The sequence below is a fragment of the Arthrobacter sp. TS-15 genome (assembly GCF_006964045.1).
In the GTDB taxonomy this organism is placed as follows: domain Bacteria; phylum Actinomycetota; class Actinomycetes; order Actinomycetales; family Micrococcaceae; genus Arthrobacter.
Genome location: NZ_SDXQ01000039.1, coordinates 62,487 through 78,595, shown reverse-complemented (window position 1 = coordinate 78,595; position 16,109 = coordinate 62,487). Strand labels below are relative to the sequence as shown.

Genomic DNA, 16,109 nt, shown 5'->3' with positions numbered 1-16,109 from the left:
CCTTAGGTGGTGGGGCGGACGGCGAGGCTGGCCGCAGCGCTGATGCCGAGGCCGGAAGCGTTGCCGGCAAGAACTTTGGCGGCATCGGCCGCGGTGAATCCTGCTTCGCTAACTGCCCCGACGGGATCGCTGGAGCCCATGTCGAATGGATAATCCGAGCCGAGCAGGACTTGCCCGGCGCCCGCCACCTCAACGAGGGCGCGCAGCTCGCGGGTGCTGTGCACCAGGGAATCGAAGAAGATCCTCTGAAGATACGTCGACGGCGGTTCGGCGCACCGCTGCGCCTCGGGGCGAACCTTCCAAGCGTGGTCCGATCGGCCAATGGTGGTGGGCAGGTAACCACCCCCGTGCGCGGCGAGGATCTTGAGGTCCGGGTGACGGTCCAGGACCCCGCTGAAAATCACGTGGGACAGCGCGACGGCGTTCTCAGCGGGCTGGGAGACCGTATTGGACAGGTAGAAGCGGTCCAGTCGTTCGTCCAGGGAGCAGCCAAAGGGGTGGAGGAACACGATTGCGTCCAGTTCCGCAGCCCGGTTCCAGAAAGGTTCCAGCCGCGGATCGGAGAGCTCAACAGTGCTGCGCTCCGGGTCCCCGGGCGTGGCAGCAAAAGAGCCGATCTCCACGCCCAGCAAGCCGCAGTCAAGAACAGCATGTTCCAAGGCCTCCACCATTAGCTGCGGATGTTGCAACGGAACCAAGCCCAGCCCGTTCAACCGTTCCGGTGCCTGCTGGACAAGATCCCGGACTGCCTCGTTTGTTTGCATGGCAAGCCGCAGTGCGAGCTCTTCCCCGGCAAAATAGTAGAAATGCGACGGCGACGGTGACACCAGTTGTACGTCCACTCCTTGGGCGTCCATGTCCGCCAGCCGGCGGTCAAGATCAGTGAGCTGCGGCCACCGTTCTTTGATCATGAGGCCGGAGTTCGCCATGGACTCGGGACCGTTCCGCCTGACTTCCAACGCCTGCAGTTCTGCGAAACCTTCAGGGTCAGCGGTGGCCACCAGCTGCTGCAAGGCCGGAATCAGAACGTGGGCATGGACATCCACAGTGGGCTGTTGGGCTGTTTCGATGTGGTTCATGCGGGTTCCTTAAGCATGGTGGAGAGCGAGTTCATCAGGCCCGGAACATTTGCGTCCCTGACACCGTCCAGCATCCATTGACCAAGCTGGACTGAGGCTTTGACGACGGCCGTTGCCCTGTCCAGGCGGCGGTCCGCGAACTCCTTCCAGAGGGTTTCCGTGACGTGGTCCGCGGCGATCAACAGCTCCGCAAGTACCGCGGCGTCTTCCAAGGCCATGGCCGCGCCTTGCGCCACTGTTGGAGGGCAACTGTGCGCCGCGTCCCCAATGATGACGGTACGGCCGCGGTTCCACGGTCCTTCCACCAGGTGCGAAGTGAACCACGTGTAGTTGATTCGGGCGCCATGGTCCAGGTTTGAGCGGATCTCGTTCCACGGGCCGCCGTAGGCGGCGGCGAGTTCGGCCATCACCTTGGGGCCGTCTTCCTGCTTGCGTTCCTGGGCCTTCTCCACGAGGTAGGCATAAATGGTGTCCGGGCCGGTGGGGCAGTAGCCGGCGATGAAACACGGCCCTCCGTAAGTGAGGTCGGTCCGGACCACTTCCTCAGGCCGTTCGACGAAGGCGCGCCAAATACCCATTCCCGTAGGCTTGGGCTCCACCTCGATGCCGATCGCTTTGCGGACTGCGGAGTGCAGTCCATCTGCGCCGATCAGGAGGTCGTAGCCCGAGGTGCCGCCGTCGCCGGTGCGGACGGTGACGCTGCCGCCGTCGTCCTCTATGTCGGTGACGGTCTTGCCGTAACTGATGCGGGCGCCTGCCTGCACGGCGCGTTCCCGCAGGATGGCAGTCAGGTCCGGACGGTACATACCGAGCGTCGCCGGAAGGTCGTCGCCACCGGTCCGGATGTCGTCCAGGACGGCAATCACGGTACCTGCGGGATCGGGGGCGCGCAGGCCGAGGGTGCTGAACGCGTACCCTTTCGCCTCCACGTCTTCCCAGACGCCAAGATCGCGCAGGACGCGCAGGGCGTTTCCCTGCAGCGTGATACCGGAGCCAAGGGTTTGTGGCTCGGTTGCCTTCTCCAGAACCTCCACCTCGATCCCGGCATCTGCCAGGAGGATCGCCGCAGTGAGTCCTGCAGCCCCTGCTCCGACGATTCCGACCTTCTGTACTGCTGCCATCTTTGACTCCTTTGTGGTGACGGCCATACTGCCTATTGTGCTGCTTCTCGCGCGAGGCTGTTTCTGCCCTGGGCTACTTCGGCTGTGACACCGGAGGGCGGACCAGCTATCGCACGGCTACGGGGTTGACCGGGGAACCGACCGCTCCGGTGATGGGAAGTGGAGCGGCTGTCAGCATGAACTCATACCTGCCGTCCCGGGCGCATGCTTCCGCCAATTCATCCAGATCCCACATTTCGCCGAGGAACAGCCCCAGATTGGGAATGGCGATCTGGTGGAGTGGCTGGAAAGCACCTTCAAACTCGTTGGGCCGGACTTCGAATCCCCAGGTGTCTGTGGCGATTCCGGCGATCTCCGAGGCATGCAGCCATGGTGCCGTGCTGAACGACAACCCGGGAGCTGACCCCCCGGCGTAATCACCCCAGCCTTCGCGGCGAACACGCGTGTACTGCCCGGTGCGGAGCACCACGATGTCGCCGCGGCGAACTACCGAGCTTGGACCCTGGCGTTCAATGGTGCGCTCCAGGTGCTCCGGGGTGATGGCGAAGCCATCGGGCAATTCCCCGTCAGTACGTCCAAGCTCCGGCCCCATGGCGCGGCCAACATCCAACAAAACACCACGGGTGACGATTTTGGCGGCGGCGGTTTCTATCCCGGTGAAGAGGTCGCCCTCAGAGGTGACAACATCTCCCGCGGCCCGGCCGTTCCAGGCTTTGCCGCGATCGAAGATGTGCCCAAGCCCGTCCCACTGAGTAGAGCACTGCAAGGGCATGGCGATCACGTCATCAGCCCCACCGAAGCCGTGCGGGAACCCCTGGTTGCCGCGCTCCGCGTCCACCCCGGTGTCGGTCATGGTGTGAACCGGGTTGGTGCGTCGACGCCACCCCTTCTGGGGGCCATTAGTGTCGAAGGGCTGGGACAAGGAGAACGCATCGCCAGACTTCACCAACGATGCCGCCTCCACGCGCTTGCCGTTGTCTATGAAGTTGAGGGTACCGAGGACGTCGTCGTCGCTCCAGCGTCCCCAGTTGTTGTATAGCTGAGCCGCGGCGGCGATGCTGCCCATCGGGTCAGAGGGCCGGATCAGGTTGGTCTCAACGGCGTCGGCGGTCACTGTTCGTCCTTGCAGTGAATGCGTTGGGTTCCCAGGCCGGTGATGGTGCCCTCCATGACGTCGCCGTCCTGCAGGAGCCGCCCCCAGTGCTGGCCGTTGCCCGCGGGGCTTCCGGTCAGAACCAGGTCGCCGGGCCGAAGAGGCATGATTTGGGACGCTTCGCTGACCAGTTTGGCGACACCGAAGATCATGTCCTGTGTTGACTCGTCCTGCATGGCCTTCCCGTTGAGCTCCAGTGTCACTTGGACATCCTGAGGGTCGCCGAAGAACTTGGCGGGCACCAGCAGGGGACCGGTGGGCAGGAAGCCCGGTGCGTTCTTGGCGCGGTACCAGTCCGAACCGATGGCGGGCATGTCCTTGCGGAACACATACTCGCGCGTGGTGATGTCGTTGACCATGGTGTACCCAAAGACATACTCGAGAGCTTCTTCCGGGGTTACCCGGAAAGCTTCCTTACCGATCACGGCTGCTAGTTCGAGTTCCCAATCGTGGGACTTGCTGTATGCCGGGAGGGTGAGATCGTCCGTGGCTGAAGCGATAGCCGTGGGGAGGCCGATGAAGAAATAGGGTGTTCCCTGGCCGGCGCGCTCATCCATCATGGCTGCTGTCTTGGCGCGCACCTCTTCGGCATCCTGGCCGGCTTCCCGGTGGGCCACGGCCAGATCGATCACGTGCTTGCGGTAGTTGGCGCCGGTCTGTAGGACCTGCGCCGGTTCCACTGGAGCAAGGACCTCGACGGCGGACAAGGCAAGGCCCGCCTCTTCACCGGCCGAGGCTGCGAGCTTGTCAAGTTCGTTTTCGGTGGTCTCCCAGTGGTGGATCAGGCCATTGATGTCACTGTCCAGGGGGAGGACACGTTCGCCTACCAGCAATCCTGCCCTGGCCTTTGTGTCGCCGGGTTCCTGGAAGCGGATCAGCGAGTACGTTGCGTCAGCCATGTTCCTAGCCCCGACCCTGCTTTGCGTAGGGGTTCAGGAGGGCTTCCTTCATTTCGGCGGATGCACCTTCTTCCGTGGCGGTGAAGCCTTCCGCCGGCGGGAAGGATTCTGTCATGGAGTGCGGCATGGCGCCGTTCTTGTAGAAGTTGTTGGAACCTTCCGAGGGCTTCCAGGTGTTGGCGTCCCAGTCCGGCACGTAGTTCCGGTAGCCGCCGGAGTTGAGCTCAACGCGCAGGCCTGAGGGGTCGCGGAAGTACAGGAAGTTCTGTTCGCCCACGCCGTGGATGGAGGGGCCGTATTCCATGGGGGTGCCGTTTTCCATCATGACGTCAGCAGTGCGGAGAAGGTCCTCGGTGGCGTCCACCCAGAACGCGATGTGGTTGACGCGGCCGGCGCGCTGGGAAGTATCTTTGACGACGCCGAGGTCGTGGGACTTCTCGTTGGTGGTCAGTACTGAGAAGACGGTGATGGGTGCTTCGTCCAGGTCAACGAACGCCATGACGCGGAAGCCCAGTGCCTCGTTGTACCACTTGGCGAATCCGCGGACATCGGAGGAAGCCACCGTGACGTGGTCCAGGAAACGGGGAGCGGCTGCGTGGCTGCTACGGCGTTCGGGACGGTCGGGGTACGTGGATTCGAAGCCGGGCTCGGCAACGAACTTCTCCACGTCGTAGAACAAGCGCATGTGGTGGCCGTAGGGGCCGGTGAATTCGTAGGCCTTGCCGAAGCCGTGGCCACCGGCCGTCCAGGTGCCCTGCGCACCTGTTGCTTCAACACGGGCTGCTGCGGCTTCCAGTGCTGCTTGGGAGTTGGTGCGCCACGCCATCCGGCCGAGCGATGCCTCGGGGCCTTCAGTGATGACCAGGCTGTAGCGGTAGTAGTCGCCCCAGCAGCGCAGGTACACATTGCCATCCACGCGATCAATGATGCGCATGCCGAATTTCTCCTCGTAGAACCGTGCCGAGGCTTCAACGTCCGGAGTGGTGATCTCGAGGTGGGCAAGATGGGAGAGGGGAGTTTCCACGATGAATTTCCTTCTGAGTGCTTGATTGCTGGGACAGTTATCTGCAGGTCCTGTAACAACCATGAGCCACATCACGTATTCGGAGAAGAGCAAGTATCTGATAGCAACTATCTGTTCGGCAAATACTGGCATGGCTCGCCGTCATGGTCCTTGTCCGGGGCCCGCGGCTCGTGGGCACGCAAGCTAATGTCCTTCTCCTGTGGATAACCTAGGGGCATGAAGAACCTGGATCTGAACCTCTTGCCACAACTCCAGGTTCTGCTGGAGCTGCGGAACGTTTCCCGGGCTGCGGAACGGCTCCAGCTCAGCCAGCCGGCCACAAGTGCGGCGATGGCCAGGCTGCGGAGGCATTTCGACGACGAACTTTTGGTCCGTAACGGCCGCAGCTACGAGCTCACTCCCTTCGCGCAGTCTTTGGTCCCGCTGGTTGACGAAGCCATGCTTCACATTCAGCGGGCCACGCGCGTCAGGTCCGGATTCGATCCCACCACCAGTGAACGTGAGTTCGTGATTGCCGCATCCGATTATGCCGCGGCACTCATCGTGGGGCCCTTGAGGGGAATCCTGCGGCAGGAGGCTCCGCATGTGGTGGTGGACATCGTCCCCACGTCCGGGGTTCAGGGCGCCTTGGCTGACTATTCCAGAATGGACCTGCTGGTGGGGCCGATGGGCTACAAGATGCAAGGAACCACGAAACAACTGTTCCGGGACAGTTTTGTGGCCGTGGCCGATGCAGGAAACCCTCTTCTGCAGTTGCCGCGGCTGACCTTGGAGGACATCGTGGGGGTGCCGCACGCCGTGGGGTATTTCGGCGAGGGCATCAGCACGCCGGCGGACAAACTCTTTGAAAAGCGCGGTGTTCGGCGACGCGTGGCCGCTGTGGTGGCCGGCTTCCTGTCCCTGCCTTTAATGGTGGAGGGGACGGACCTTGTGGCGCTGGTTCCGCGCATGCTGGCATCCAGGGCGCAGCGGGGGGCGAGCATCGAGGTCCTGGAGTTCGCAGGGGAGTTGGAAGCGGCCTTGGTGGAAGCCATGTATTGGCATCCATCCCTGACAGAGGATCCCGCAAATGCGTGGCTCCGTTCCGTGGTGCAGCGCGCCTGCTCACAGCTCCATGAGATCTTTCATGTGACGGCTCATCCGGTCACCATCACGGCGGATCAGGCCAGTTAGCCCGGGAACGGTCGGGCGCCCCCACGGATGGGGGCGCCCGGATCAGAGTTGGCGGCCTAGCGCAGGGTACGTAACCCCATGGGACTAGTGATCGGCGTCCGCCGCATCTTTCTTGGCGGACTTTTCCGCGTCCTTCTCTGCGCGCAATGCCTCTGACTCGTGTTGCTCGTCGGCCTTTTCCTGATGGATGACCTGGGCGAAGAGCTTCTCCATCTCCTTGGCGACACCTGCCGCTGAGGCTGGATTCTGGCCTGTTACCAGGCGCTCGTCCACCGCAACTTTCTCTTCAAAGACACCTGCGGAAACATGGCGGGCACCCTGCTCCTCCAAGCGGTCGGCCAGGAAGAACGGAATAACCTTGTCCTTGCCGGCAGCTACTTCCTCGTCATTGGTAAACGCGGCTACGTCGCGTCCTTGGACGAGTCGGAACCCGTTTTTTAGTTCCACATTCAGCAGACCGGCAGGGCCGTGGCACACAGCTCCTACCAGACCTCCGGCGTCGTAGACGCTGGCTACCAGCCGCTGCAGTCCTTCGCTGTCCGGGAAGTCCCACATAGTGCCGTGCCCGCCTACGAGGTAGACGGCATCGTATTGGCCGGGATCCACGACGTCCACGCGGGCGGTGTTGTACAGCCCGGCGCGCGTGGTCTCATCCTGGGTAAAGGCAACCTGGATGGGGTCATCTGTATCTACCTCGTCGCTGGGAGGCTGGCCGCCCTTGATGGAGGCGAAGTCGACGAAGTGGCCTGAATCTTTGAAGACTTTCCAAGGATGTGCGGCCTCGGCGACGTTGTAACCGGTCTTCTCTCCCGTATCGCCGAGCTCGGAAACGCTGGTCAGTACCATGAGGATTTTCTTCATGAAGTGCTCCTTTCGTCCAACGTCCACCCTACGCCCCTTCCGTTTTTAGCCCTCCGGGCAGCCTGTTGACAGACGGGAAGTAACGCGGGTAACCTAAGTCACATGTTCACCGGGTAACGCGCGTTACCAACAGGGTTACCGGTGAGCAGCCAGATCATGAAGCTCTGGCACACCCTCGGATCGAACAAGAGCACCCGGAGCATTCAATGGCGAAAACCACCCCTGACGAGGCCGTGCCCGTGCGGCAGCGGGGAGTCACCATGAAGGACGTTGCCAACCACGCCGGCGTCTCCCGGACTGCAGTCTCGTTTGTGCTGAGCAACCGCGAAAACGCAAGCATTTCCGAGGAAACCCGCACCCGGATCAACCAGGCCGTGCAGGAGCTGGGTTACCGGCCCAACGCCGGTGCACGTGCTTTGGCATCCCGGCGCAGTGACTGGTACGGCATCGTGACAGAGATCGTCACGGCACCGTTCGCTGTCGACATCATTAAGGGAGCCCAAGACCAAGCCTGGCTTGACCGCCGGTTCCTACTCATCGCGCCCTCCGACCAGGCCGATGCCGTAGGACCCAACCAGGGCTTGGAAGATGCTGCAACTGAACAGCTGTTGGAACAACGAGTGGAAGGACTCCTGTACGCAGCCACGTTTCACCGGGGCGTCCATGTTCCGGCGAGCGCCAATGAAGTACCCACCGTGTTGATCAATTGCTTCGATGCGGATGGAAAGCTGCCCTCGATCGTCCCTGACGAGCGTGGGGGCGGCCGGGTGGCCGTCGAACGGTTGCTCCAAGCCGGCCATACGCGGATTGGAGTCATCAATCTTGACCCGGTTATTCCTGCTTCAGTGGGCCGTTTGGAGGGTGCACGCGAAGCACTCGCCGCAGCCGGACTGGAGCTTGACCCGGAATTGGTGGTGTCCGGATATGCAACGGCTGACGGCGGCTACGAAGCTGCCTGCCACATCCTGGATCGCTACCCGGAAAGCGGCAGGCCAACGGCGCTGTTCTGCCTCAATGACCGGATGGCGATGGGCGCCTATGACGCCATCAAGGAACGGGGCCTGACCATCCCCGGGGACATCGCCGTGATCGGCTTCGACAACCAGGAACTTATTGCGGCCTACCTGCGGCCAAAATTGACCACGGTTGCGTTGCCCTTCGAGAAAATGGGCGCCTTGGGCGTCCAAACGCTCGCCGCTCTCACAGCAGGACAGCCGATCCTTGCCGACCAGCAATTGGTCGACTGTCCGCTGCTAGAACGCTCTTCGGTCTGACCGCGAAATCAACGTCGAAGAGCAACCCTTACCCACCCCTTCACCTTGCACGATGAAGATAGGAAAGAGACAACCATCATGACACAACCCCGATACTTCCGGGCTGCCCGGATGACGGCGGCAAGCCTTGCAGTGGGCGCGATGCTGCTCACCGGCTGCACGGCAAATGTCACCAAGACAAGCACTTCCGACGCCGGAGCGAACGCCAGCGCGTTTCTCACCATTCCGCGTGAGGACATGGGAACGTTCGTGCAGAACTTCAACCCGTTCGCCCCCACGGTGAACCCGATGGTTCAGCAGTCCATCTACGAATCCCTCCTGATCTTCAACCCGGCAAAGGGAGATACGGTGCCGTGGCTGGCCACTGAGTGGAAGTCGGCGGAGGACGGCAAATCGGTCACCTTCACCCTTCGTGACGGTGTGAAGTGGTCTGACGGGCAGCCGTTCGTGGCTGACGATGTTGCTTTCACGTTCGAACTTCAGAAGAAGATCAAGGGCGGTTTTGAATACCTGGACACCGTCACGGCCGAGGGCAATAAGGTCACGTTCAACTTCAACAAGCCGTGGTCTCCGGCCCTCTATGATGTGGGTCAGCTGATCATCCTGCCCAAGCACGTATGGTCCGCATTGCCGGACCCGGAGAAGGATGCAAACGCCAAGCCCGTGGGCACTGGACCATACACCGAGGTTGATACTTTCCAGGCGCAGTCCTTCGTGCTCAAGAAGAACCCCAATTACTGGCAGCCGGAAAAGCAGAAAATCGCCGGCATCAAGATGCTCGCTTTTGCAGGAAACGACGGCGCCAACCTCGCCGCCGCAAACGGGGACGTGGACTGGGCTCCGCAGTACATTCCCAACATTGAAAAGACGTTTGTCTCCAAGGACAAGGAACACCGCCAGTACTGGTTCCCGGCCACCGGTGCCATGATCAACTGGCAGCTGAACACCACCAAAGCGCCGTTCAACGATGTTGATGTCCGCAAGGCGCTGAGCATGGCCGTGGACCGCGATCAGGTCACCAAGATCGGTATGAGCGGCTATGCCAAGCCGGCGGACTGCACTGGACTCTCCGGTAACTATGAGACGTGGAAGAACGCCGCGGTCAAGGACAACTGCACGTGGACCAACCACGATGTGCAAAAAGCCAACGAGCTACTGGATAAGGCGGGCTACCCCAAGGGAGCTGACGGGAAGCGCACGCTCAAGGACGGGAAGCCCTTCGAGTTCAAGATCTCCGTGGGTGCGACGTCCTCTGATTGGCTGTCCGTGGCCAACGTGATCGCGCAGAACCTGGCCGAGGTGGGCGTTACTGCCAAGGTGGAGTCCCCTGACTGGGCGGCAGTGGTTGCCGGTTACGAGACAGGCGACTTCGATTCCGGGATCGTCTGGAGCGCCAACGACCCCAGCCCGTACAAGTACTTCAACACCTCCATGGGCACCGCCACGGTGAAGCCGGTAGGCACCAAGACCTTTGATAACTACCACCGCTTCGGCGACACAAAGGCCGATGCCCTCCTGGCCGACTTCGCTGCGGAAGCTGACGAGTCCAAGCAAAAGGACATCGCCAACAAGCTGCAGGAAGAATACAACGACGTCGCACCGTTGGTGCCGCTGTTCTCCGGCCCTGAATGGGGTGCCTTCAATGACACCCGATTCACCGGATGGCCCACGGAGGACAACCCGTACGCCACCCTCTCCGTCCGTTCACCCACAACGGTGCTCGTCCTGACCACGCTGGAACCGCGCAAGTAATCCCTGGCAGGCCTCACGCCGCCGCATCAGCGCTGGCACGCCCGGCGGCACCCTGCCGCTGACCCGGCCTCCCCGCCGGGCGTGCCGCTTCACTTTCCGCAATCCCCGCAATTCCCGAATGGAGGGAAACCGTGCGCTTCATCCTGCGCCGCCTGGGTTTCTACCTGATCGCCTTCTGGGCATCCATCACCCTAAATTTCCTGCTCCCGCGATTCATGCCGGGCGACCCCGTGTCCCGTATGTTCGCCCGCTCCCAGGACCGAATGCAGCCCGAACAGATCGAGGCCCTGCGCAAGCTGCTGGGTGTTGATGACCGGCCCATTTGGGAGCAGTACATCGACTACATTCACAACATTTTCACTGGGCAGATGGGTGTCTCCATCTCGCGTTTCCCCACCCCGGTCACCGAGGTCATCTCGTCCCAAATCGGCTGGACACTCCTGCTGGGCGGAACCGCACTGGTGATCGCCGCCGTCGTTGGTAACCTGCTGGGAATCCTGGCGGCTTGGCGCCGTGGCGGCGCGATCGACTCCGCGCTCCCGCCCGTGCTGGTTTTCATCGGCTCGTTCCCCTACTTCTGGCTGGCCATGGGTGCGCTGTACCTCTTCGGCGTGGTGCTGGGATGGTTCCCCATCAGGCACGCTTTCACGGACGGATTGGAACCGGCATTGACGTCGGAGTTCATCGGCGACGTCGGCGCCCACCTTGTGTTGCCCGCGCTGACGATCGTGCTGGTTTCGATCGGCGGCTGGATGCTCGGCATGCGAAACACCATGATTGCCACCAATTCCGAGGACTACATCACCATGGCCGAAGCCAAGGGACTGCGCCCTGGCCGCATTATGCTCCGCTACGCAGCCCGCAACGCCATGCTCCCGTCGGTGACCAGTTTTGGCATGGGACTGGGATTCGTGGTGGGTGGTGCGCTGCTCACAGAGGTGGTGTTCGCCTACCCCGGCGTTGGTTACCAGCTCCTCAACGCTGTCCAAGGCCTCGACTATCCGCTCATGCAGGGCCTGTTCCTGACCATCACCGCCGCTGTGCTGCTGGCCAACTTCCTGGTGGACATCCTCTACGTCCGCCTCGACCCGCGCGTGCGCAGCAACTAGAGGACCGATCATGACTACCGCACTTCTGAAGCAGCCAACACCAACACAGGCTGTCCGCAAGCCCAACCGCAGCTTCGTCCACGGCCTCATCAGCAACAAGAAAGCGCTGACGGGCATGGCCGTGATGGTCATCTTCCTTGCACTGGCACTGCTGGCGCCGGTGCTGTTCCCGGGTGACCCATCAAGGATCACCGCGATGGCCTCCCTGGAACCATCGGCCGAGCACTGGCTTGGCACTACCGCCAAAGGACAGGACGTGCTCGCCCTGACCGTCCACGGCTCACGTAGTTCGCTGTTCGTGGGACTGACTGTGGGCGTGGCGTCCACTTTCATCGGCATCCTGGTGGGTCTGGCCTCGGCGTACTTCGGCAAATTCATTGACGAAGCACTGTCCCTGGTCACCAACGTTTTTCTGTTGCTGCCCGGCCTGCCATTGCTGGTCATCCTGGCCGCCTTCCTCCCGCCGGGCCTGGGCACAGTGATCCTGGTTCTTGTGGTCACCGGGTGGGCCGGGTCAGCCCGCGTCCTGCGCTCACAAGCACTATCCATCCGCTCCAAGGACTTTGTGGCCGCGGCCGTAGTTTCCGGCGAACGGGCAGGCCGGATCATGTTCCGCGAGATCCTGCCCAACATGGCCTCGATCGTCATGGGCACCCTCCTGGCCTGCGTGATTTATGGAATCGGCGCCCAAGCGGGCCTGGAGTTCCTGGGACTGGGCGATGTCAGCACGGTCTCCTGGGGAAACAACCTCTTCTGGGCCGGTAACGAAGGTGCCCTGCTGACCGGCAGTTGGTGGGTCTTTGTACCCTCCGGCGTGTGCATCGCGCTGGTGGCCTTCGCCCTTGCACTGATCAACTACGCGGTGGACGAAGTCACCAACCCGCGGCTCCGAAAGATCAAAACGCCCAAAACAACACCCGCGAAAGCCGAAAGGAGCGCCGCCAAATGACCATCTCCCAAGTTTCCTTCGGCTCCCACCAGCCTGTCCTGGAGGTCAAGAACCTCACGGTGCAGTACATCGGCGATACCCGCTCCACCACCGCCGTCGATCACGTTTCCTTCAGCATCGGCACCGGCGAGGTGTTCGGTCTCGCGGGGGAGTCCGGATGCGGAAAATCCACCATTGCCAACTCGATCATGAGGCTCCTGAAGGATCCCGCGAAGATCGCCGGCGGCAGCATTTCCTTTGGCGGCAAGGACGTCCTGGCCATGACTCCGGAGGAGCTGCGGCGCTTCCGCTGGCAGGACGTGGCCATGGTGTTCCAATCGGCCATGAACTCGCTCAATCCGGTGCTGACCATCGGCGAACAGATCGTTGATATCTTCACGACCCATGCCGGCTATTCCCGCAAGGAATCAATGCGGCGAGCCGGGGAACTGCTGGAACTGGTAAGGATCGAACCCTCCCGGCTCAAGTCCTACCCGCACCAGCTCTCAGGCGGCATGCGTCAACGAGCTGTGATTGCCATGGCTGTAGCGCTCAAGCCGTCACTCTTGATCCTGGACGAGCCAACTACCGCACTGGATGTGGTGGTTCAGCAGGAAATAATGGCCCAGATCAAGGAGCTCCAGCGCGAGCTCGGTTTCTCTGTCCTGTTCATTACGCACGACATGTCCCTCATGGTGGAACTCTCGCACCGCATGGCCGTGATGTATGGCGGGCGGATGGTGGAAACCGCCAAGGCCCATGACGTCTACGCCAACCCCCGTCACCCGTACACCCAAGCGCTGATGGGCGCGTTCCCGCCGCTCACCGGCCCCCGCGTCCCATTGACGGGACTGCCCGACGGCGTGAAGTTCCGCAACATCCCGGACCTCGCTGAGGTGGCACCCGGCCACTTTGTAGCCCCGTTTGTCGCCGACACTTCGGTGGTCAATTCCGTCAACCTGGAAGGAGCCGCACGATGAGCCACTCACTGATGACCCCGGCGGCCGTGTCCACCACCGGCACCCCTGCCCTGGAAATTCGCGGCCTGGGAAAGACTTTCCCCATTGGCGGTTTGTTCTCCCGCGATTCTGTCCGCGCCCTCCACGGGATCGACCTGAGCATCGCCAAAGGCGAAATCGTAGCGCTCGTGGGGGAGTCCGGTTCCGGCAAGAGCACCTTGGCCCGCTGTGTGGCGCGGCTCGAAAAGCCTAGTTCAGGGGAAATCCTGATTGACGGCGTCGACGTCCTCAAACGCGACCGGTTCCAAGCATCGCGTGCGTTCCGATCAAAACTGCAGATGGTGTTCCAAGACCCCTTCGGTTCACTGAACCCGGCCCACAGGATGGATCACTTCCTGCGGCGCTCGTTGGCGATCCACGGCAGGAGCGGCGGAAGCGAGCGGGAGACCCAGCGGCGGCTCGAAGAACTCATGACCACCGTTGGCCTTCAGGCTGACATGCTGAACTCGTATCCGCACGAGCTCTCCGGCGGCCAGCGCCAACGCGTTGCGATCGCCCGGGCCCTCGCCGTTGAACCGCAGGTCATCCTGGCTGATGAGCCCACGTCCATGCTGGACGTTTCTGTCCGGATCGGCGTGCTGAACCTGATGCGCAAGCTCCGCGACGAGCAGGGCATCTCCATGCTCTACATCACCCACGACCTCGCGTCCGCACGGTACTTGGCAGACAGGACCGCGGTCATGTTCGCCGGTGAACTGGTTGAAGAAGGCGAGTCCTTGGACCTTCTGGCCAATCCTGCCCACCCCTACACGCAACTACTGGTTTCAGCTGTCCCTGACCCGGCCCGTGCAGGCTCCTATGATCCGGTACGCAGGGCCGAACTGCGGCAAGCGGTCATGGCGTCAACGCACTGCGCGTTCCACGGCGATCCGAACCAAGCATGCTCGTCCGAGGAACCTGTGCGCCATCAGGTGGGTGACCCCGAAAACCGTCACTGGGTTCGCTGCCACCTCTACCGGCCGTGGGCTGCTGCCGGCAGTCATGCCTTGGTCAGTGAACCAACCCAAACCAGCCACCCGGCGTCGAACGCTCACGAAGAGGCTTCCGCATGACTGAACTTACCCACCCGCTCGCCACCGTTCCGCGCGACGAACTGCTGTCCCGCGCCGAGGCCGACCCCCTTCGCCCGCGATTCCACTTCGTTTCACCGGCCGGTTGGCTCAACGATCCCAACGGGGTCAGCCAGTGGAACGGCACGTACCACTTGTTCTACCAATACAACCCTGAGGGTGCTTTTCATCACCGGATTCAGTGGGGCCATGCCACCAGCTCGGACCTGGTCACCTGGACTGATCAGCCCGTGGCTTTGGAGCCATCCGCGGGACCGGATGCCGAGGGCTGCTGGTCCGGGGTGTTGGTGAACGACGACGGCACACCCACCTTGGTGTACTCCGGACGGTTCGCGGACAAGGAGTTGCCCTGCGTCGCCATAGGATCCCCTGACCTTCTGGACTGGACCAAGGATCCCGGGAACCCCGTGATCGCAGCGCCGCCTGCAGGGGTGGACATCACTGCCTACCGCGATCACTGCGTATGGCGCGAGGGGACCGTGTGGAGGCAGTTGGTAGGCTCAGGAATTCGTCATCGCGGCGGTACGGCGTTCTTGTACGAGTCTTCGGACTTGAGATCGTGGGACTACGTGGGGCCGCTGTTCATCGGAGATGCCTCACAGGGTGACCCGGCGGACACTGACTGGACCGGGACCATGTGGGAATGCGTTGACCTGTTCCGGGCAGGACAAGGTTCTTTAGGATCCGCACCTGCTGACGACTCGCCGGATGTGCTGGTTTTCTCCGCATGGAACGACGGCGAAACCCGCCACCCGCTGTACTGGACCGGTCGCTACGCCGGAAATTCCTTCGAACCGGAGGCTTTGCACCGGCTGGACTTTGGGGGTCGCTTTTTCTACGCCCCGCAGTCTTTCCAGGATGAGTCCGGCCGACGTGTCATGTTCGGTTGGATGCAGGAAGGGCGCAGCGACGCAGCCATGGTGGAGGCCGGCTGGTCCGGGGTGATGAGCCTGCCGCGGCTCACCACGGTGGCCAACGACGGAACCCTGGAGTTTGCACCGGTTCCCGAAATCGCGAAACTCCGTAGCAACCACGTCAGCGTGCCGGTCCAGGTTTTGGTGGGGGCTGGAACGCCACTGGATACCCGTGTGTCCGGCAACCAGCTGGACCTTGAGCTGGACCTACATCTTGCCCCTGGTGCGGAGGTTCGGCTCGGCGTGCTCGTGTCCACGGATGGTGCTGAGGAGACGCTCATCATGCTGAGCCGGGCTGCTGACGAAACCCCAACAGGCACTCTTCGCCTTGACCGGGCCCGCAGCAGCCTCAACCCTGCCGTTGACGTTGAGGACAAGTCCGGCCCCATTCCCATGACTAATGGGCGAGTTCGCCTGCGCGTTCTGGTGGACCGGTCCGCCGTCGAAATTTTCGCCAATGGCAAGCCGCTCACGGCCCGTATCTACCCAACCCTCGGCGGCGAGCGCGTAACGCTGGCAGCCACCGAAGGTTCGGTGCGGATCCTCTCCTTCGATGCCTGGACCATGGCCGGGGTCTTTGAAGAGACCCGTAGCCTGCAGCCGGAACGGAAGAAAACCCATGGATGAATCACCGTCAGTCTCACGCCGCGGACTTCTGACCGGCGCCGGCGCTGTTGCGCTGGGCGGGTCCATCGCGCTGTCCACTCCTGGAGGACCCGCTATGGCGGTGGGC

General features: G+C 62.3%; 14 protein-coding genes. 8 read left to right on the top strand and 6 right to left on the bottom strand.

The window, feature by feature from the left end; genetic code table 11:
• Positions 1-2: 2 nt before the first annotated feature.
• From EU811_RS16185 to EU811_RS16165, 5 genes are all read right to left on the bottom strand, one after another.
• Positions 3-1,079 (bottom strand): amidohydrolase family protein, encoded by a 1,077-nt coding sequence (locus EU811_RS16185; RefSeq protein ID WP_142939354.1) that lies wholly within the window; start codon positions 1,077-1,079, stop codon positions 3-5.
• Positions 1,076-2,200 carry an FAD-dependent monooxygenase gene (locus EU811_RS16180; protein ID WP_142939353.1) on the bottom strand — a complete coding sequence of 375 codons (1,125 nt, stop codon included), beginning with the start codon at positions 2,198-2,200 and terminating at the stop codon, positions 1,076-1,078. Before EU811_RS16180 ends, EU811_RS16185 begins: the two co-directional genes overlap by 4 nt.
• Before the next feature lie 106 nt (positions 2,201-2,306).
• The gene (locus EU811_RS16175; protein ID WP_142939454.1) at positions 2,307-3,266 is read right to left on the bottom strand and encodes a cyclase family protein; all 960 of its coding nucleotides are present in this window, start codon (positions 3,264-3,266) and stop codon (positions 2,307-2,309) included.
• Positions 3,267-3,310: 44 nt separating this feature from the next.
• On the bottom strand, positions 3,311-4,252 hold the full coding sequence (locus EU811_RS16170) for a fumarylacetoacetate hydrolase family protein (protein ID WP_142939352.1): 942 nt from the start codon (positions 4,250-4,252) through the stop codon (positions 3,311-3,313).
• Between the two features lie 4 nt (positions 4,253-4,256).
• Positions 4,257-5,276 carry a VOC family protein gene (locus tag EU811_RS16165; RefSeq protein WP_142939351.1) on the bottom strand — a complete coding sequence of 340 codons (1,020 nt, stop codon included), beginning with the start codon at positions 5,274-5,276 and terminating at the stop codon, positions 4,257-4,259.
• Between the two features lie 216 nt (positions 5,277-5,492).
• Here EU811_RS16165 and EU811_RS16160 point away from each other — a divergent pair, with 216 nt between their 5' ends.
• Positions 5,493-6,449, top strand: coding sequence for a LysR family transcriptional regulator (locus tag EU811_RS16160; protein ID WP_142939350.1), 957 nt, complete (start codon positions 5,493-5,495; stop codon positions 6,447-6,449).
• Positions 6,450-6,533: 84 nt separating this feature from the next.
• Here EU811_RS16160 and EU811_RS16155 read toward each other — a convergent pair whose 3' ends face one another.
• Positions 6,534-7,310 carry a type 1 glutamine amidotransferase domain-containing protein gene (locus EU811_RS16155; RefSeq protein WP_142939349.1) on the bottom strand — a complete coding sequence of 259 codons (777 nt, stop codon included), beginning with the start codon at positions 7,308-7,310 and terminating at the stop codon, positions 6,534-6,536.
• 206 nt (positions 7,311-7,516) lie between these two features.
• Here EU811_RS16155 and EU811_RS16150 point away from each other — a divergent pair, with 206 nt between their 5' ends.
• The 7 genes from EU811_RS16150 (at position 7,517) to EU811_RS16120 (ending at position 16,003) form a co-directional block, all read left to right on the top strand.
• Complete coding sequence (locus EU811_RS16150) at positions 7,517-8,584, top strand: LacI family DNA-binding transcriptional regulator (protein ID WP_142939348.1); 1,068 nt, start codon at positions 7,517-7,519, stop codon at positions 8,582-8,584.
• A 78-nt stretch (positions 8,585-8,662) separates the two neighbouring features.
• Entirely contained in the window at positions 8,663-10,336 is a 1,674-nt protein-coding gene (locus tag EU811_RS16145) for an ABC transporter substrate-binding protein (protein ID WP_142939347.1), read from the top strand.
• Positions 10,337-10,467: 131 nt separating this feature from the next.
• Complete coding sequence (locus EU811_RS16140; protein ID WP_142939346.1) at positions 10,468-11,445, top strand: ABC transporter permease; 978 nt, start codon at positions 10,468-10,470, stop codon at positions 11,443-11,445.
• Between the two features lie 10 nt (positions 11,446-11,455).
• A complete protein-coding gene (locus tag EU811_RS16135) occupies positions 11,456-12,394 on the top strand; it encodes an ABC transporter permease (protein ID WP_142939345.1) in 939 nt (312 codons plus the stop codon).
• A complete protein-coding gene (locus EU811_RS16130; RefSeq protein WP_142939344.1) occupies positions 12,391-13,353 on the top strand; it encodes an ABC transporter ATP-binding protein in 963 nt (320 codons plus the stop codon). The genes EU811_RS16135 and EU811_RS16130 overlap by 4 nt, the downstream gene beginning before the upstream one ends.
• Complete coding sequence (locus tag EU811_RS16125) at positions 13,350-14,444, top strand: ATP-binding cassette domain-containing protein (protein ID WP_142939343.1); 1,095 nt, start codon at positions 13,350-13,352, stop codon at positions 14,442-14,444. Before EU811_RS16130 ends, EU811_RS16125 begins: the two co-directional genes overlap by 4 nt.
• Positions 14,441-16,003, top strand: a complete 1,563-nt coding sequence (locus EU811_RS16120) for a glycoside hydrolase family 32 protein (protein ID WP_142939342.1) — start codon at positions 14,441-14,443, stop codon at positions 16,001-16,003. The genes EU811_RS16125 and EU811_RS16120 overlap by 4 nt, the downstream gene beginning before the upstream one ends.
• Positions 16,004-16,109: the final 106 nt, after the last annotated feature.